The organism is Microcoleus sp. Pol11C3 (assembly GCF_036701485.1).
GTDB lineage: Bacteria > Cyanobacteriota > Cyanobacteriia > Cyanobacteriales > Microcoleaceae > Microcoleus.
Genome location: NZ_JAUBQW010000037.1, coordinates 29,228 through 47,351, shown reverse-complemented (window position 1 = coordinate 47,351; position 18,124 = coordinate 29,228). Strand labels below are relative to the sequence as shown.

The window sequence follows — 18,124 nt, the reverse complement described above, 5'->3', positions numbered from 1 at the left end:
TATCTTTAGTTGAGTTTGAATATATCGGTCGCTCCTATTCATAGTTTGCGATCGATTATTCAGCAAGCCCTAATTACACAGACAAAGAAGCTTCAAAATTTGAAGAAGATTTTTGTTTTTGGGAATTTGCTGTACAAAATTATCATAATTCAGGTCAATTTAAACTATTAAGTCAAATTTATGAAATTTCTTACCCTGTATTTGGGTTGCCAGAAATATCTCATAATTTAGATCTTAGCAGTTTACCTCCTTTTACTTGCAATTTTGTAGGTAGGCTCCCACCCGACTATCATACAGATTTTCTGAAGTTGCGAACTTTGCTTTTGTCTCAGCCAAAAGTAAAAGAAATGGTTAGTACCACTTACAGAAAAATATTGTATGGAACTGGGGATGGAGTGAATCACAAAAAAGTGGCAGAAATAACTAATACTACTAACGGAATCGTTTTATTTCTTTGGTTACCAACAGCCGTCAATAAAAATATCAAAACACCGATAACTCGATTTGGATTTGTTTTGAAAAAAGTAGGCAACCCTTTTTCTCCAAATTCTTCTATAGAATGGGTTGTTTGTACCAAAGATACTATCAACTTAAAAGAGCAACCTCAACCTAATACATATTCAGGAGTAACTAGAGAGGGGATGTTAAAATGGTGTAAACCTAATATGTACTTGACGCAAGCTGCACTAGGTTATAATAATACTTTTTGGTTACTTATCAATCTTCTTAAAGGTATTACTCCTCCTCTTGATAACACTACTCTGGAATGGTGGAAATCTTACGCAAAGGAGACACCCACTAATTTAGGATGGTTTATAGATTTAGCTATCAAAACCTGGAATTATCGCGTCAAGTAGAACTTTTATATACGGAGACATTAAGCAGCAAACGAAAAACAGGCCGCAATCCTTCAGATGTTAGCATTGTAAATTATTCTCTAATTTGAGCAATAATTTCTTGTAATTCGGGATTAGCTATGGATGACACTAACTGGGAATCTGCACCAGCCAAAGCCACGCGCAGCTTTTCCGAAGTCAGTGCAGGATATTTCTCTAACACCTGCTGTTGTGTCCATCCCGCAGCAAAGAGTCCCAGCAAAAATTCTACAGATAATCGAGTTTCTGGCGCTGCTGGTTGACTTGTTGAAGCTTTCGGGTTTGGATGAATGAGCTTTCGCCAGTCCATTGTTTTACTTAAACGATTTGGGAAGATTCCACCGATTATACTGCATTTGGGTACAGTAGAAACACGGGGATCGTTGACGAATTGTGTAACATGATACGGCAGGTAATACCTTTTTAAATTTTAGATTTTAGATTGGGAATCACTGATGCCAACCAGGGTTTGGAGTTTGGCGACAGTGGCATTTTTTTTGAGCGGGTGTCCTTTCCCCATTTTGCGATTAAATTGTTATTACGATCGCAGTACAGCACTTTCTTATAGACTAGAGTAATGGGGTAGCGACGGGGCGATCGCCCTTTTTGCTTTTGTCCGTTTCAATACCAAACCCCGTTAGCGAAGCCCGCCCCTACGGGGGCTAGGCCAACGAAGAGGATCGCACTAAATCTCAACCCACTGTCTAACGAACTGTGCAACCCACAATACAACTACTTTAACTTCTTAAAACTATGGGAAAAAAGTCGAAAGCCAAAAAATCCCAGGTCAAAAAATCCAGTTTGCTCTGCCAGCGACTCCAAGAAGCTCTCGATCGAGGCAGCAAAGTTTGGATTAAAACAAATAATAGCAGTTTCGGCGGCATCCCGATTAATTTGTTCGGGGAGTTTGCGGAACTTTTGGTGATAGTTCCCCCTAACGAACAGGCGGAAAATATCGATGCTTACGGACAAGTTACGTGGCTGATTCGACTCTCTGATATTATTGCACTTGCTTACCCTACTGAATACTGGTCTAAAGATAGATTAGAAAGTTTGCTGCCACCTGATGCAGTTACTTCCGAAGTAGGAGATTAACTGTAAGATGCACATAGTGCACCCTACTTTTAGCTGATTTGTATTTGGTAAGGTGCACATGGTGCACCCTACTTTTACTATTTTTCAAGGGGTTTTACGACCCAAAAAAGATACTGATCCGACCAATTTTTATCACTTTAATTACTTGTTGCAAGCTGAAAGCTGCACTTTACAACTGCCGCCCTCTAGTTCGCTGCAACCGGCAAGAGCTTGAGCTTCTGCTGCTGCTTTATCGTCGCCCCAGCCCGCACCGGCTCCTCCTTTGCCTACTGCGATCGCTCCACAATTATTGCTATTAGAGGTCAGCGGTTTGCAGTCGTTAGCACCTTCACTTTGTTGATTGCACGCGACTACTGCTGCGTCTAGTGCTTCTTTTTCTGTAGCATGATCCCAACTAATACCAGTGGCGTCAGAAGTCGGAGAATAAGCAGTAGCTCCATAGGTGTTCTGAGCTTTAGCTACCTGGGTTGAGCCAAAGATCGGAAGTGTCAAAACTGTCACTACAACCAACTTAGAAAAGAGCTTTTGCAGCATACTTATTTGAGATATTTACAAGGTTAAATTTGGAGGCTAGCTCAATATTATATTAGGATCTTTATTTGTATCAATAAATTTACAAAACTTTATCAAAGCTTAAATTAAAAGTGCGTTCGGTAAAAAATAGTAAAATTAAGGAGGTTAATTCAGTGGCAGATATCCGCAAAATCCTCAGCCAACTCGCGGCCCAAGAAGGGCAACTGCTCGATACCCAATTCCTGGCACCCTGCGTGCGGGGGGGAAGGGTGCGAACAAGGATAGGTGGCATGACTTATCTGTTTCAACCGCAACCGCAAAACTTTGAAGGATGGGCTATTTTTGAGCCTGTAAATGAGAACGTTGCTGCTGTAATTGAGGAGCCTATTTTGCCCCAAGTGGCAGAGTATTTGCAACTACTCATGCCGATTCGCTTGCATTTAGCTTGCGTACTGCAAGGGCAAACTTGGCTGGCTTATCCGGTTAATGAATCTGATGCTAAACAGCGCACTGGTGTTGCTAAACCCGTACCAGTCCATTTAGTAACTAAAGGCTCGCAGTTCGAGCAGATTGTTGCGCGCTGGGACGGTTATTGTTTGTGGTTTGAAGAGATTGACAGGCGCGCCGATCCGCGACCGTCTGAGGAATTGAAAGCAGCTTTAAAAAAGTTTATTTTGCCTCAAGAAGTTCGCTTTAAAGGGATGACGCCGGAAATGCGAACTGTTTACGAATTAGTGTCCCGAAATATTAAACATTTCGATCCGAAAGTGCGGGCAGAACAGCGCTTGGAACGGGCATTGAAAATGGGTGGCGGTGAATTGCGGGATTTTTGCGATCGCCAAAATTATTGGTTGGTTGAATGGACTAGCGGGAGTGGAGAACCTCACACTTCTGCGATCGCCAAAAATGACTTGACAGTTATGAGTGCTGGCATTTGTCTCAGCGGATTGGACAAAGAGTTCGACTTGCATTCATTGGTTGGAGTAGTCGAAAATCGATAATTCTTGATTACCATGAGTATATTTTTTCACGAACAACTTTACAGAAGTGCCGCAGTGATGTCGCTGATAAAAAATTTCCCGGTAACGGTGTGCGGCGCGGGCGCTTTGGGTGCGAATATTACAGAAAGTCTGGCGCGATCGGGCTTTGGCCATTTAAAAGTCATCGATCGCGATCGCGTCGAGGAACGCAACCTTTCCACTCAACCCTATTATCGATCGGACATCGGCGCATTCAAAGCCAAAATTCTCGCCAACAACCTCTACCGCGCTTTGGGAGTCAGCATTGAGGCGCACTCAAAAGAATTGACACCCGCAAATGTCGATCGGCTGCTTGCCAACAGCGCCACAGTCATCGATACTTTTGATAACAGTGTCGGGCGGCAAGCAGTCAAGGATTACTGTGCGAGTGCCTCCCTTCCATGCGTGCACATCGGATTAGCTGCCGATTACTCGGAAATAATTTGGAACCAACACTATCGGGTTCCTTCAGCGGCGAATGATGACGTTTGCGATTACCCGCTGGCGAGAAACTTGGTAATGCTGACGGTTGCAGTTGCTTGCGAAGTAATTGTTACCTTTGCTGCTACCAAAGAGCAACAAAATTTAACTTGCACGATCGGAGATTTTGCAGTAAAGCCACTTATATTGTAGAATGTCGGTTGACTGTTGCCAGAAACCTGGTCAATCAAGATTGGATGCCCCCATCCCAGAAACCCGGTTTCTCACCCTCAAACAATCGTCCAATTTGCAAAAAACGCTTGAAAAATTAACAGGGAAAGTATGGCAGGATCACAGACTTTTTATTATTTACTAGCAATTCTCGCCCTATTAGTTGTGACGGGTACAAGTAGAGCAAACTATGCAGCAGGCTCCGCAGTTTGCCACACTGATGATTGCCATCGACCCGCAGTGAGATACCATAAAAGGATTTTAAAATGCGGCTCGAAAGGGCACGATGTGAAGAAACTGCAAAAGTTGTTGAACGCGCGGGGCTTGTCCCGACATCCGATCGTAATTGATGGCGTTTTCGGTCCGACAACCGAAGATGCAGTGAAAAGATTTCAGCGACAAGCGGATATTCCTGTAGACGGAGTTGTGGGAGGCACAACTTGGGACAGACTGTTTGCTAGTTCGTAACTTTAAGCACCGCACAACAAAGGTTCCTAAGTCATTATTGCTAATCATTAATCGCTGTAGTTTGTAGTTGCACAGATAGCAGTTTTTGTGCAACTACAGACACAGAATCTTTAATCAAAAAATCAATCGCCTACTAGATTGCTAATGAATGAAGTTTTAGGTTTTTGGTTTGGTCGATCGCACTCTCCTGAGTTTGGCAAAGTCCACAAGAAATGGTTTGAAAAAGATGCGGATTTTGATGCCCAAGTGCGTTAGCGAAGCCCTCGAAGAGGATCGCGATTTATGCAGCAATACGAACTCGCTGCCTCCGGTAAACTCGACTCATGGCAAGATTCCTCCGAAAATTGCCTCGCATTAATTCTAGTGTTCGATCAATTTCCGCGTCATATGTTTCGGGGAACGCCTCAAGCATTCGCCACAGACAGCAAAGCTTTAGCCACCGCCGAATACGCTATTAATCATAACTTCGATCGCGAATTGCTGACTGTACAAAAATTGTTTATTTATCTCCCGTTTCAACACAGCGAAAACTTAGAAAACCAGGAGAAATCTGTCAAACTATTTTGCCAACTCAGCGGCGAACCTGACAGCGATTCACTCATTGAATACGCGATGCAGCATTTGGAAATAATCAAGCGTTTTGGGAGATTTCCGCACCGCAATCAAATTCTCGGACGGGAAACAACCCCGGAAGAAGCAGAGTTTCTGAGACAACCCGGTTCGGGATTTTAAAGCGCGATCGCACAACCTCGATATTTCTGATATATTAGAGGCTTGTAGAGGCGGTTTTAGCCGGCCATCAGAACCAACAGCAGACAATCTCTGTACAAAACCCGCCCCCACCCAGCGACTCTCAAATTGAATAGTGAAATTAGAAAAGAAGATAAATTGTCGATTCAACAAAAAGTATACGAGGGTGAAGAATTTATCGATCGCCCAATCCTCAGCCGCGATACTGCACCCGATAAATCCGGTTGTTCGCTTCCTCAGTAAACAGCAAACTCCCGTCAGGTAAAACCAGCAAACCAACTGGCCTCCCCCAAGTTTTCGGGCCAGAAGGATCTGTGAGAAAACCAGTCAGAAAATCCTCATAATAACCTTGAGGGCGTCCGTTCGCCGCATTAAAAGGTACAAACACGATTTTATAACCAGTTCCAGCGTTCCGGTTCCAACTGCCGCGAAACGCCACAAACGCCCCGTTGAGAAATCTTTTAGGAAACGTTTTGCCGTCGTAAAACTGAAGCCCCAAAGCGGCAGAGTGCGCCTGAAACAGCACGTCTGGCATTAATGTTTTAGCCGCTAAATCAGGTCGATCGCTATTGCCGTTTCTGGAGTGGCGCGGGTCGAGCAAATTCGGCTTAAAATAAGCGTAAGGCCAGCCGTAAAACTCCCCTTGACGAATTCTTGTGAAGTAATCCGGCACCAAATCATCTCCCAAACCGTCGCGTTCGTTCACTGTCGTGTAGAGTTGATTCGTTTTTGGGTGAAAATCCAATCCCACCGGATTTCGCAAACCGGAAGCGAAAATTTGCTGGTTCTTGCCGTCCAAATTCATTACTTGAACAGAGGCCCTCGGCAGCGGCTCGACATCGGCATTAGACTGCGAGCCAACTGATACGAAAAGCTTGCTATTGTCGGGGGAAACGACAACATTTCGCGTCCAGTGTTGGTTGTAGCCGCCGCCCGGTAAATCCGCAATTTTTTGACCGCTACCTGCCAATTGTTCCTGCCCTTTTGTGTAGGGAAATCGGCGGACTTCATCGGTATTTCCGATGAAAAAATAGCGATCGGCAAAAGCCATGCCAAAGGGAATATTTAACCCGTTTTGGGCACTTGCAAAAGTCTTGCGAACCTCAGCAACCCCGTCGCCGTTGGCATCGCGCAACAGCGTAATCCGATTCTGCCGGGTTTCTGTTACCAAAACATCGCCTGTCGGCGTCAAAGCCAGCCATCGGGGAGCGTCTAAATTGTCAGCAAAAACGTTAACGACAAAGCCAGGAGGCACACGGAACACTGGCGATGCGGGAATCGGTATTACTTGAGGAGGTTTTGAGGCGCTTTCGCTGGCTCCTGGCTGCGGCAAAGAAGTTGCAGCAATGCGGATGGGCTGCGGCGAAAGCGGTTTGGTCGGTACAATTTGATTTGTCCCAACATTTGCCAGCGGTGCACGGGAGGGAATTTGCGACAGGGGGCCGCTGTCGCCCACAGCAGGGGCGATCGCATCTGTAGCTCGATCGCACGCAATCACCGGCAGCAGGAGAATTAGCAGCAAGAAACGCAGGTAATACATAGCAGCGATTTCTCAACAATTGCTGGACAATTCTATTATTCTAACTGCGATTAAACAGCGAAGCCACCGCAGGCGCGGTGGCTTAATTCCCTTTACAAATCTAGCTCTACCAAAGTCCTCTCACAGGAGCCGGACGGGGAGCCGGAGCCGGAATCGGACGGGGAGCAGGCATCGGAGCCGGAATCGGACGGGGAGCAGGCATCGGACGCGGTGGCGGTTCTGGAGCCGGACGCGGTGCCGGTGCTGGGGTTGCGGGACGAGCAACCGTTGTGGCTACCACCTTATAATCGGGGATCACCGCGATATTTTGTATCTGAGATCCGGCGACCGTGGCTCTGACTTTCATTCCCGGTACCAGGCCAATAATTCTCAGGACGCATCTTTGAATCCTGAGAGTCCTGTACGGCGCATTTTCTTCGCGAATAGTTACTACGTCGCCGACAATACTTTTGACAAAACCGACAATGGTTCTAGTGTTTGCTGTTGTGGTGGTCTGCGTTTGGGCTATTTGAGTTGCAGGGTTAGCCATCGCAGGATGTACTGAGACCGCCGAAATTAGCACCGACAGTGTTGCACCTGTCAATAATTTGATGTTCTGAAGACGCATTGAAACCTCACATTAACTGCTATTCAGGGTCGGGTTTGCTTCCGCTGCGCGAAAGTCCCAACCTCTATACCTAATCCAGTTTAATCCCCAGAGTAGGAAATTTATGACAATCTCAAAAAAAGATTATCGAACAAGTATTGAAAGACTAAATTTTACATCATAAGTTCCCGATTTACAACAAGTTCAGCGTTTCGCATCTCTAGAGTGTTGCCGTGATATATTGAGTTTATTCGATCGACCTTAGCAGTTTTTTTCCGCCAACCTAACTGTTGGGGGGGAACTCTACCCAAAGACAGATTGTGCTTGCCGGATACAGCAGCGCCATAGTTGGAATACTCGATCGCCACTCGGCCATGCTAAAAAATCAAATTAGTCGGAGGTAAACTTTAATCATTTTCTGGCAATATTTACGCATAAACCGGGTTTTCTCACGACATTCTCTTGCGTAACTCCACTGAGCCGCTTATAAAAACCTTGTGGTTTTAGTATTATTGTCTAAGCTTTGTGCTGAGTTACAAGTTATCAGTGGTGGAATTTAAACTACAAACTGTGCAGCGCAGTTGCCGTCAAAAAGCCATCTCAAAATTTTTCTCATCGGGTGCGGTTGGCGGATAATTAGATAGGAACTTTGTAGGAACTGCTGGTGAGGAGTTTAGCGAATAAAACAATGGTGAAGAGCAAATTTTTGTTTAATAAGTTAATTGTACTGAGCTTGAGTGCAGCGGCGCTGTCGGTCGGCATACAGCAGCAAGCGACTGCCGAAGTAGTGGCTAATTCAAGTAATAGTGCGGTCGCGGCGCAGCGGCCCACATCCGAGACAAAATTGCCGAATCTCGGAACCCCAGAACTGCCGCCATTGGGAGAACCATTTCGTTATATTCCCCAGGAACCAAAGCCTGCGGTAAATCCTATTGAGGAAGTGCGTTTAGTGCTGAAATTGCGAGAACGCCGCGTCTATGTTTACCGACAAAATAAGGTGCAAGCCAGTTTCCCGGTTGCTGTGGGAAAAGGCGGCTGGGAAACTCCTACAGGCAATTTTAAAGTTATTCAAATGATCAAAGATCCAGTTTGGCAAAATCCTTGGACAGGAGAACTTATTCCTGCTGGGCCAGACAATCCATTAGGGACTAGGTGGATGGGGTTTTGGACGGATGGCAAGAATGTGATTGGTTTTCATGGTACTCCGAATCCAGAGTCTATCGGGGGGGCGGCTTCTCACGGCTGCGTCAGAATGTTTGATAAAGACGCACAGGCTTTATTTGAGAAAGTCGCAGTTGGCACACCGGTGATAGTTGAGCATTAATTATTTGGAGGTTGGGGTGCATAAAAACACATGAACAGGCAAGATGCCTGTTCCACAAAGACTTAAATTTGGTTGTGGGGTGGGCAGGAGAGCCCGCCCATGAAAGACTTATTGATAATGCAGCTATTGGGTGAGTTAAAACTTACATTTTGCACCCCTCTTAACAACAGGCTTTCCGGCCTGTTCCACAAAGAGTTAAATAGATTGCTGATATTTTTCCAGCAACTCCGGGATGTAATCGTAGCCATCAACACCGATCGCCGGAATGATATTCGCTCGACTTTTAGCCAAAGATTGTTTAAAAGATTCCGCCCCCATTTGACCCTGCAAAATTGTCAACAAACCAGCCGATTGACGCCACTCCATCGCACCAATTTGCTCCAAAGTATACATCCCCAAGCTGCCCGCAAATATCGCTTTTTCTAGTGAGTTGATTCTGTAATAAGCTTGAGCCAAGTAAGCCAAATTCAGACCTTGCAAATATAAATCCCCTGAGAATTGAGCTGCTTGCCAACCTTTGAGCAAATATTCGATCGCACCTTCAGCATTTTCCAGGGCAATTTTAGCGATCCCGAGACTGCTGGAACAAAAAGCTTGACTTTGGCGATCGCCCAATTTTTCCGATAGCAACAAACCTTGTTCCAAATAACCGATCGCACTCTCGTAAACCTCCGGTTCCACCTCCTCCAACTGCCGCGCTTGAAACACTTCACTGTAACCCAAATTAGCCAGAGCATTTGCCTCGCCTTGTCGCTCTCCGGCTTGTCGTGCCATAATTAAAGCCCGCTGGCTGTAATTAATCGCTTCCTGATAATTTTTTTGAGCAACATAGTTGCGGCTGATGTGATTGAGATTGGCAACTTCGCAAGCTTTGTCTCCTTCGGTACGGGCAATTTCCAGCGCTTGCTTGTGCAGCAAGATCGATCGCTCATAAGCCCCCGCCGCCTGCATCGAATAACCCAAAAGCGTCAGAATCCGAGCTTTCGCTTGAGTGCCTTCAACTCGCCGCAGCGGTTCGTCTAAATAATCCAAAGTATGCCGCAGAGCTTTACCATCAAACGAAGCAAAAATTCCCCCATAAAGCGGAAAATATTCTCGCTGAGAAAACGCGCGCAAAATTTGCAAAGTTACTTGAAAACAAGCATTTGCCAACTGCTCGCCACTCTTGGTAGAATTATTAAATCCACTAGCTAGCTGACTCCAAATTACCGCAAAAGTAATGTAAGTAGAAATTGAAGCTTTTGTTGACACTTTGGAATCGTAAACTTGCTTATCAAACCATGTCGCCAAGGCCCGTTGCAAGCACTGCAAAATAATCGCCACTTCCACCAATATGCCTAAATCTAAATTCGATTGCTGGGCTGCGAATTGAACTACCGATTCACCGAGCGCAATAGTATTTAAGAGAGCGTGGGGAAAGGGACTGTTAACTTTTTTGGCCCAAAAAGCCCAAGGCCCATTTTGTTCGGGACTACCGGCAAATCCTAGCTGCTGCGGCTGATAAATCCAGCCCACAAGTTCCGGTTCTAAACGCTGCCAAGATTCTAAACCTTTAGCGATGCCGACGGTGATTTGCTGCAAATCTTGTTCGGTTTCGGGATTCGCAGTTTGCAGCATTTGTTGGTGCAAAGATTTTGCCAATTGCTGCAATTGAGCTAGAGTCAGCGGATGTTCTTTATTCGGATCGATTACTTGCAATAATGCCAGGAGGCGGGCGTTAGATTCGGCAGTAACGATTTGTTGGATTGACGATGCAATTTCGCGATCGACGCGGTTATCTTTCTGCCAGCGTTCCCATTCTCCTTGGATGGTTTTGAGAGCTCGGAGGCTGCGATTTGCCTTTGCTTGTTTGATTTCGTCTTTTTCATTCCTGAGTTGATTTTCGGCGGCATCAAGGCGTTCGCCGAAACAGCGTTCAAAGATTTCGCCAGTACCAGTGCTAATGTCTTGCACCAGCATTTGATAGACTTGTTCTTTGGAGCGAATTTGACCTTTGAGGGTGATTTCGACAATTTTGTCGATTAGGGCTAGGTAGCGATCGCGCAGTGAGGTAGAGTCTGGCATAATTTATTTTTAGTTAATAAGTTTTTATCGACAGCGCTTGCAGCTTGCACCATTTCATGCTGCTACTTAATTTTACAGCTCATCTGGATTAATGCCCATTGTTCTGATTCGATCGGCTAATGGATTGGCCCGCTGACTTTCAGATTCGGCTGACTGCCTTTCCCATTGATCTCGCTGTCTTGCAAATTCTTCTGGAGTCCGAGCTAAATTGCTATTAACATCATACTAGCGCAGCCACAACCTCTGATGTTCCAAGAAAGAACCTTCCACAAACCCAAACTCAACTTTATTTCCATTATCCAGAATCGAGAACCTGTTAACACTTGTTCGCGGTAAAGGTTGCCCGCTAAGCGAAATACTCTCAAGTGGTTGTATTTACCAAGAACAAAGTAATAACTAATCTTCAAAATTATCTCGTAAATCTGCCATTTAGTCGGCGGTTTATTGCGTTGCAATTATGTCAAACTTCAATTTTCATCTTCCGTACATAGTGACAGAAATTAGATAGTGATTAAAGGAGTTACGGGTTTGTGCTAAATGACGTAACTTTCGCCCAAGTCTCTGTCTCGGTAAACTCTCAAAACTTCGACAACTAAATACCAATCGGGTCTTTTGTACCAATTGGGATGATTGGATTCGTAGTAGAGATTTATATCGCTGGCAGAGAAGACGCGATCGGCTAGATAATTAGGGAGAAATCAGCGATCACACAACTTTTGTGATTGCCAGGGTGATATTCGTCAGGCAAGCCTGGAATCTCCGGGCCTTCACTTGGTAGAGCCTACATCGTCAGCAGCACTTTTGTTGGCGTTGGGCGAATCTGGTCTGTACATTGTTATACAATTATCCCTGCGAGATGTTAAGGAGATTCAGGCGGTATAGTAATTGTTACATTATAACGCGATGTGATTTGTTGTGGCAGAAAGTCGCTATCCTTTGCACCGGAAATTTTTGCTAAATATTTTTGGGTAAATAACGAGCGACCACTGCTTTTATTAATAAATATTCTCCCCTCGATACGAGGGTTGGGTTGGGTTTTCTGGGGAGGCTTATTAGGTATTTTAGTATGTAATGCAGGTAACATTTTTAAGTGCGAACACTCAGATTTTTAAGACCGATGGTGGGCAGAATTATATCAACAAAAAAAAATGACGACTCGCAGTAAGAAGAGGTTGACATACCCGAGCTATTTGTGGTATGTTAGCGTGAATTATTCAATATACATCGGCGACACAATATCTGCGACACAATTATTGGTGGCTCTGCCAACTTTTTGGTGATCACAGAAGGCATTTTGGGTCAACGGTTAGACGGCTATACGCGGACTCAATTAAGACTCTGTTAGTATCTTTACTGTTTACATCTACTGATTTTGAGGGGACAAACAATGAAAGACTTAATAATGGGTTATGCAACAAACTGTAAATTCGAGGATTTCTACAGGTTTGTTGTATCCACTCGTCAGCATTGCGAGCCAGATAAAGTTGATATTGTTGTGTTTATTAATGCATTAGGGGATGAGTTCGCCAAGGTAGCTCTCGAAAAAAATATCACCCTTATACCAGTTGAAAATGTGTGGAAGTGGGTTACTAGCTCAAAGATCCTAAATCTCATCTATCACGCAAAGATGGTAGGACTGCAAGCTTTAATTCGACTAAGTTCAGGATCTAACCGTACCTACTTAGAGGAGGATTATAGGAGTACGGTTGCCAATTGGATTCATCCCATCACAGGTCGCTGGATGGCTTACCATACATTCCTGAAGGTTAACTCCAGTTATCGAATGGTTATGACTTCAGATGTGCGTGATGTTGTTTTCCAAGCTTCTCCCTTCGATGACTTAGACTCTAGTAAGCTGCACGTTTTTGAAGAAGCAGGTATTTATTTTGGAGCGCCCACTAAAGAAAACATAGATAGTGAATGGTTGAGTGCTATTTATGGGAAAAAAACTCTGGAAGAAATGTTGGGAAAACCTATACTCTGTGCAGGGACAATATTAGGAGGAAACCATCTCATGATGCAATTAAGTGAATTAATGGTGTTGGAGGCTCAACGCCATCGTCGTAAACCTATCGATCAACCAATGTTCAATAAGGTGATTAACTATCAATTTCCCAGTAACCAAACGGTGAAACATAATTTGAAGAGTGGTGCCGTCCTCACACTGTGTGGAGATCATGAGGGAGATTGGGAGATTCACGATGACAAAGTTATGGTTGACGATCGCCTTGTTCCTGTTATACATATGTACGATCGCGATTCTCGGACTAAGGAATTATTTCTGAGCAAGATTCCAAGTCCACAGAAGTAACCTGTAACCGGATTTGCTTAGGAATTATGTAACTGGTGTACCTTAATCGGACTCTGCGATTTTCTCAAGTCTTGGTTTAAACCCCGTGAACCGTTACATCCCTGCTATTCTATTCGATGAAATTTTGTAATCGCTTCGGAAGTTGAGTTTAACTTCCCCGTGGGGGGAAGTTGAGCTTAAAAAGGGAAACCTTAAGAACATTCCGCTTTCGTTTTTCTTTAACGCCTTGATTTTAAACTAGAACTCCGGTCTTCTCTCAGACTTGACGACGGCACGCGATTCTTGAAATAACACCTATCGCCCTCCAATCCCGGCCTCACGAAAGTAAAAGCCGGACATTGTTCATCAAACGCACGGATTTGTTGGCAGAAATCTGGGTCGGGTTGGCTAATCTACATATTGCTATAATCAGCGCCGATTCTGTCAGTATTTAAATCTAAATTCCACCTTGTCAACAGCCACTAGCTGCGGCACAACAGTTTAAGCTTTTGCACGGATTTTATTCAAAGCAGAGGCTGTACTATTACGCACATTTGGATTGGAGTCTTTCAGCAAGACAATTAGCTGCGGCAGTGCCGTTTTACCTTCTGCACCGAAACTTCCCAAAGCAGAGGCTGCACTACTACGCACAGTTGCATCTGAGTCTTTCAGCAGGGGAATTAGCTGTGGCACAGCAGTTTTAGTTTCTGCACGCATCCTTGCCAAAGCATAGTCTGCACGGCTACGCACATTTGCATCCGAGTCTTTCAGCAAGAGAATTAGGTGCGGCACAACAGTTTTAGCTTCTGCACCCATACTTCCCAAAGCATTGGCTGCATGGCTACGCACGGTTGCATCGGAGTCTTTCAGCAAGAGAATTAGGTGTGGCACAGCAGTTTTAGCTTCTGCACCAATCCTTCCCAAAGCATAGCCTGCACGGCTACGCACAGTTGCATCGGAGTCTTTCAGCAAGAGAATTAGCTGTGGCAGTGAAGTTTTAGCTTCTGCACCAACCGACACATCTGAATCTTTCAAGGTTCTGACAAAGGCAGGAATAGCAGGAAGAGCAATTTGTCTTAGAACCTCAGCAGCACTCTGGCCGACTGACAAATTCTGATCCTGCAAAGCTTCCATCCAATCAGGGATAGCTGGTTTACCTATTTTTCCTAACAGCTTAATAGCTGCATTAAGTTTCGTTTCCTCGCTACTCTTTAACTTCTCGGTAAGGGAGGCAATCTGTTTGGGATTAGCTGTGGGTTCGTCCCCAATTCCAGCCGCAGCATTGCGAGTCAACAGCAAAGGCGATGTGAAAGATAGAAACGAGAGAGTAATTACGGCAGCTAATCTTTGTCGGCAGTGCTTCGTCATGGACTAGAATCCTTGTGTTTGATGAGCCGTCTCAGCCATTTGAATAATTGTGTATACATTCTCACCAAACTGTTTCAGGACTCTGGGCGATCTAAATTTGTGCTTGTCCGTGGTGAAATCGATCGCCCTAAATACTCTTTAAAAAGGGGGACTTTAAGAACATTCCGCAGTCTAAGGCATAATTAGATATCTTATATTCTATGATTTGTTTATGATTTCCGAACCCCTTACCCTCTCAACAAGCAATCCTGTTTTAGCAGCCAAAGGATTAACTCGTCGTTTTGGTGGTTTAATTGCTGTAAACAACGTATCTTTTACAGTTGAAAAACACGAAATTTTTGGATTGATCGGCCCTAACGGCGCGGGGAAGACAACTCTATTTAATGTAATGACTGGACTGATACCTGCCTCTAGTGGCAATCTGATTTATCAAAATGAAAATATTTCTAAACTGCGACCTTATCAAATTGCTAATAAAGGTATAGCCAGAACATTTCAAAATATTCGGTTGTTTGGGGAACTTTCTGTCCTAGAAAATGTGGCGATCGCCCGACACATCCACAGTCGATCGGGCAATCCTGTTTTATCCTTGCTGGCGGGGATTCTCGGCTTGCCAGCATCTAACGCAATGGAACGCAAAACCCAGCGGAAAGCCTTAGAATTGTTGGATTTAGTCGGATTGGGCGATCGCGCGGGCGAACAAGCCAAAAACTTGCCCTACGGCGACCAGAGGCGCTTAGAAATAGCCCGCGCTTTAGCTCTAGAACCGCAAATATTGCTGTTAGATGAACCTGCAGCAGGGATGAATCCCAATGAAAAGCACAAATTAAGCGAATTTATCCGCGAAGTGCGCCAACAATTCAATTTAACTGTAATATTTATCGAGCATCATGTACCGCTAGTTATGGGATTGTGCGATCGAATTGCTGTCTTGCATTTCGGTCAGCTTATTGCTTTGGGAGAACCTGCTGTTGTGAGGAATGACCCGGCAGTAATTGAGGCTTATTTGGGAGATGAAACGTAGAAATTGTAAATGTTTCCCTGCTCGGGCGGGGAACGAGTAAAATTAATAGTTAGCCTTAAATGAATCTTCCAGTCCTCTTAAGGGGACTTCAGCTATGAGCCAGGGGTTTAAACCCCTAGCGGAGTGCTGGAAAATAGACAGTTTTGTTATCAACAATCAAGTCCCACAAAATGCAACATAGCCCACCCAAAACCACCCAAAACATTCTCTTAGAATTAAAAAATCTTTCTGTAAATTATGGGGGAATTCAAGCCATAGAAAATATTAATCTAACAATTAATGCAGGCGAGGTTGTCAGTCTCATCGGCGCCAACGGTGCAGGCAAAAGTACCACGCTGAGAGCGATTTCTAAAATAGTTAATTTGCGACAAGGACAAATTATTTATAACGGGCGCGATATTACCCGCCGCCTCCCTCACGAAGTTGTTAAATTGGGAATCGCCCACAGTCCAGAAGGGCGGAGGGTTTTGGCCCAGCAAACGGTGTTAACTAACATGGAATTGGGGGCCTATATTCGATCGGACTCGGCAGCAGTAAAAGCCGATTTAGAGCGCCAATTTGAGATATTTCCGCGCCTAGCAGAAAGGCGTCGCCAGCTAGCAGGAACCCTCAGCGGCGGGGAACAGCAAATGCTGGCGATCGCCCGTGCTCTGATGAGCCGCCCGAAGCTGCTATTATTAGATGAGCCTAGTTTAGGCTTAGCACCTGCGATCGTCAAAGAAATTTTTGCAATCATTCAAAACCTCCGCTCCACAGGCGTTACAATCCTTTTAGTCGAACAAAACGCCAATTTAGCACTGCAAATTGCCGATCGGGGTTACGTGCTAGAAGCTGGTAACATTACTCTCACAGGGTTGGCATCAGATTTGCTAAACGACGATCGAGTCAGGAGCGCATATTTAGGATGATGTGGTTAATTTTTGCACTTTTGAGCGCTTTTTTTGAAGCCGTAAAAGATGTTGTTAGCAAGCACAACCTGAAAGCAAACGACGAATATGTCGTAACTTGGTCGCTAACATTTTTTACAGCAGCCTTTTTAACGCCGTTGCTATTTATCATAGAAATACCTCCATTAAACCAGCAATTTTGGATAGCTTTGTTAATCGGAGGCAGCATGAACGCAGTCATTGCTCTCCTCTACATTAAAGCTATCAAACTGTCGGATTTATCCCTCACCGTGCCACTGGTAGCTTTGACGCCCTTATTCATGCTGCTGACTTCACCGTTAATTGTCGGCGAATATCCCAATTTTTTTGATGGTATTGGAGTTTTTCTCATAGTCATGGGCTCTTATCTATTAAACATCAAAGAAAAATCTCAAGGCTACCTAGCTCCCTTCAAAGCACTTCTGCACCAACCAGGGTCAAAATTGATGTTACTCGTAGCTTTTCTCTGGAGTATTACCACAAATTTTGACAAAATCGGCGTGCAAAACTCTTCCCCGATTTTTTGGGTATTCGCTTTATTGACGACTATGAGTGTCCTATTGCTGCCAGTTTTACTGCACAAAACCTCTAACCCCAAGCGCCAAATTATCCAGTACTTACCTATGCTAATGACCATGGGATTTTTCAATGCTTTAGGAGTCATTTTTCAGATGCAAGCTTTGACAATGACTTTAGTCGTGCAAGTAATAGCACTTAAGCGTACCAGCGTATTAATGGGTGTACTGTTCGGCCATTTCATTTTCAAGGAAAAAGATATTCAGGAAAGATTTTTAGGGGCTGCTATCATGATGGGAGGAGTTTTATTTATAACATTATAAAATTTTCATGTTTTATGTAATTTGGTTCGCAGCCTCGGAATGCAAGTCCTCTCCAAAATCCTACGACTTGCATTCCGAGGCTGCGATCGCTTTTTTCGTGGCATAATTAAGCCAGAGGCTGTGCCTCTGAGAGTTCGTTTAATTTCGACTTGTTATATATAGAGGAAAAATTAATGCACAAAATAGCCGCCACACCGGGAGGTTGGAACCCTCAAGCAGAAGGAGTAATTTTTATTCAGCAAACCCCAGCACCAATAGTATTTATTAGTGCTGCTGACACCGACATTCAAACTCTCGCAGCCGCCGCATCCAAAATGCCGGCAGCATTCCCCAAAGTGCGGGCAGTAAACCTGCTTCAGTTGCAGCAACAATTAACAATTGATACTTATGCCGAGGAAGTTTTAGAACGCGCAGAGGTCATAATATTAAGACTTTTAGGAGGGCGTTCTTATTGGTCTTACGGGTTAGAAACTCTGCGGGAAACGGTGCAGAAAACTAACGCCTCACTGATTGTAATGCCGGGAGAAGACAGTCCCGATCCCGATTTAATCAGCCATTCCAATGTATCGCTATTAGCAGTCAATAAACTGTGGCGTTACTTCACAGAAGGCGGAGTCCAAAACTTTGTTAACGCACTCAAATTGGCCGCCGATACTTGCCTGAAAACTGCTTACAATCCACCCCTACCTCAAACAGTCTCCCGCGTCGGAATTTACGAATGGACAAATATTGTGGGGCAGGCATCTTGCCTGCCCTTACAAGATAGCAGGCAAGATGCCTGCTCCACAATAC

At 44.6% G+C, this 18,124-nt stretch carries 19 protein-coding genes and 1 pseudogene; 12 read left to right on the top strand and 8 right to left on the bottom strand.

What is annotated here, in order from left to right; genetic code table 11:
* The first annotated feature begins 323 nt into the window (after positions 1-323).
* Positions 324-857: a hypothetical protein gene (locus tag QUA40_RS11365; RefSeq protein ID WP_333125358.1), complete on the top strand. Its 534-nt coding sequence runs from the start codon at positions 324-326 to the stop codon at positions 855-857.
* A gap of 73 nt (positions 858-930) precedes the next feature.
* On the opposite strand, the gene QUA40_RS11360 is transcribed toward QUA40_RS11365, so the two are convergent.
* Positions 931-1,185: a DUF433 domain-containing protein gene (locus tag QUA40_RS11360; protein WP_333125355.1), complete on the bottom strand. Its 255-nt coding sequence runs from the start codon at positions 1,183-1,185 to the stop codon at positions 931-933.
* 443 nt (positions 1,186-1,628) lie between these two features.
* On the opposite strand from QUA40_RS11360, the gene QUA40_RS11355 reads away from it, so the two are divergent.
* Entirely contained in the window at positions 1,629-1,970 is a 342-nt protein-coding gene (locus QUA40_RS11355) for a hypothetical protein (RefSeq protein ID WP_015174354.1), read from the top strand.
* 141 nt (positions 1,971-2,111) lie between these two features.
* Here QUA40_RS11355 and QUA40_RS11350 read toward each other — a convergent pair whose 3' ends face one another.
* The gene (locus QUA40_RS11350) at positions 2,112-2,504 is read right to left on the bottom strand and encodes a DUF4189 domain-containing protein (protein ID WP_333125353.1); all 393 of its coding nucleotides are present in this window, start codon (positions 2,502-2,504) and stop codon (positions 2,112-2,114) included.
* Positions 2,505-2,656: 152 nt separating this feature from the next.
* On the opposite strand from QUA40_RS11350, the gene QUA40_RS11345 reads away from it, so the two are divergent.
* The 4 genes from QUA40_RS11345 (at position 2,657) to QUA40_RS11330 (ending at position 5,353) form a co-directional block, all read left to right on the top strand.
* Positions 2,657-3,484 (top strand): hypothetical protein, encoded by an 828-nt coding sequence (locus tag QUA40_RS11345; RefSeq protein ID WP_333125351.1) that lies wholly within the window; start codon positions 2,657-2,659, stop codon positions 3,482-3,484.
* Between the two features lie 12 nt (positions 3,485-3,496).
* Positions 3,497-4,135: a ThiF family adenylyltransferase gene (locus tag QUA40_RS11340; RefSeq protein ID WP_333125348.1), complete on the top strand. Its 639-nt coding sequence runs from the start codon at positions 3,497-3,499 to the stop codon at positions 4,133-4,135.
* A gap of 129 nt (positions 4,136-4,264) precedes the next feature.
* Entirely contained in the window at positions 4,265-4,621 is a 357-nt protein-coding gene (locus QUA40_RS11335) for a peptidoglycan-binding domain-containing protein (protein ID WP_333125345.1), read from the top strand.
* A gap of 282 nt (positions 4,622-4,903) precedes the next feature.
* Positions 4,904-5,353, top strand: coding sequence for a DUF924 family protein (locus tag QUA40_RS11330; RefSeq protein ID WP_333125343.1), 450 nt, complete (start codon positions 4,904-4,906; stop codon positions 5,351-5,353).
* 211 nt (positions 5,354-5,564) lie between these two features.
* Here the strand turns inward: QUA40_RS11330 and QUA40_RS11325 are convergent, their stop codons facing one another.
* Both QUA40_RS11325 and QUA40_RS11320 read right to left on the bottom strand, forming a co-directional pair.
* Positions 5,565-6,911 (bottom strand): PQQ-dependent sugar dehydrogenase, encoded by a 1,347-nt coding sequence (locus QUA40_RS11325; RefSeq protein WP_333125341.1) that lies wholly within the window; start codon positions 6,909-6,911, stop codon positions 5,565-5,567.
* Between the two features lie 106 nt (positions 6,912-7,017).
* Positions 7,018-7,518 (bottom strand): autotransporter, encoded by a 501-nt coding sequence (locus QUA40_RS11320; protein ID WP_333125338.1) that lies wholly within the window; start codon positions 7,516-7,518, stop codon positions 7,018-7,020.
* Positions 7,519-8,185: 667 nt separating this feature from the next.
* Between QUA40_RS11320 and QUA40_RS11315 the strand changes: the two genes are divergently transcribed.
* Entirely contained in the window at positions 8,186-8,821 is a 636-nt protein-coding gene (locus QUA40_RS11315; protein ID WP_333125335.1) for a L,D-transpeptidase, read from the top strand.
* Positions 8,822-9,016: 195 nt separating this feature from the next.
* On the opposite strand, the gene QUA40_RS11310 is transcribed toward QUA40_RS11315, so the two are convergent.
* The 3 genes from QUA40_RS11310 to QUA40_RS11300 form a co-directional block, all read right to left on the bottom strand.
* Positions 9,017-10,885, bottom strand: a complete 1,869-nt coding sequence (locus QUA40_RS11310) for a tetratricopeptide repeat protein (RefSeq protein ID WP_333125332.1) — start codon at positions 10,883-10,885, stop codon at positions 9,017-9,019.
* Between the two features lie 203 nt (positions 10,886-11,088).
* Positions 11,089-11,340, bottom strand: a complete 252-nt coding sequence (locus tag QUA40_RS11305) for a hypothetical protein (protein WP_333125330.1) — start codon at positions 11,338-11,340, stop codon at positions 11,089-11,091.
* A gap of 404 nt (positions 11,341-11,744) precedes the next feature.
* On the bottom strand, positions 11,745-11,969 hold the full coding sequence (locus tag QUA40_RS11300) for a hypothetical protein (protein ID WP_333125327.1): 225 nt from the start codon (positions 11,967-11,969) through the stop codon (positions 11,745-11,747).
* 303 nt (positions 11,970-12,272) lie between these two features.
* Here QUA40_RS11300 and QUA40_RS11295 point away from each other — a divergent pair, with 303 nt between their 5' ends.
* Positions 12,273-13,196, top strand: a complete 924-nt coding sequence (locus QUA40_RS11295) for a hypothetical protein (RefSeq protein WP_333125324.1) — start codon at positions 12,273-12,275, stop codon at positions 13,194-13,196.
* A 480-nt stretch (positions 13,197-13,676) separates the two neighbouring features.
* Here QUA40_RS11295 and QUA40_RS11290 read toward each other — a convergent pair whose 3' ends face one another.
* Positions 13,677-14,543 (bottom strand): HEAT repeat domain-containing protein, encoded by an 867-nt coding sequence (locus tag QUA40_RS11290; RefSeq protein ID WP_333125321.1) that lies wholly within the window; start codon positions 14,541-14,543, stop codon positions 13,677-13,679.
* A 211-nt stretch (positions 14,544-14,754) separates the two neighbouring features.
* Between QUA40_RS11290 and QUA40_RS11285 the strand changes: the two genes are divergently transcribed.
* The 4 genes and pseudogenes from QUA40_RS11285 to QUA40_RS11270 all read left to right on the top strand — a co-directional run.
* Positions 14,755-15,567, top strand: coding sequence for an ABC transporter ATP-binding protein (locus tag QUA40_RS11285; protein WP_333125318.1), 813 nt, complete (start codon positions 14,755-14,757; stop codon positions 15,565-15,567).
* A 170-nt stretch (positions 15,568-15,737) separates the two neighbouring features.
* Positions 15,738-16,475: an ABC transporter ATP-binding protein gene (locus QUA40_RS11280; RefSeq protein WP_333125315.1), complete on the top strand. Its 738-nt coding sequence runs from the start codon at positions 15,738-15,740 to the stop codon at positions 16,473-16,475.
* A complete protein-coding gene (locus QUA40_RS11275; RefSeq protein ID WP_333125311.1) occupies positions 16,472-17,332 on the top strand; it encodes an EamA family transporter in 861 nt (286 codons plus the stop codon). Before QUA40_RS11280 ends, QUA40_RS11275 begins: the two co-directional genes overlap by 4 nt.
* Before the next feature lie 173 nt (positions 17,333-17,505).
* Positions 17,506-18,124: pseudogene (locus QUA40_RS11270) on the top strand (cobaltochelatase subunit CobN); the annotation flags it as partial.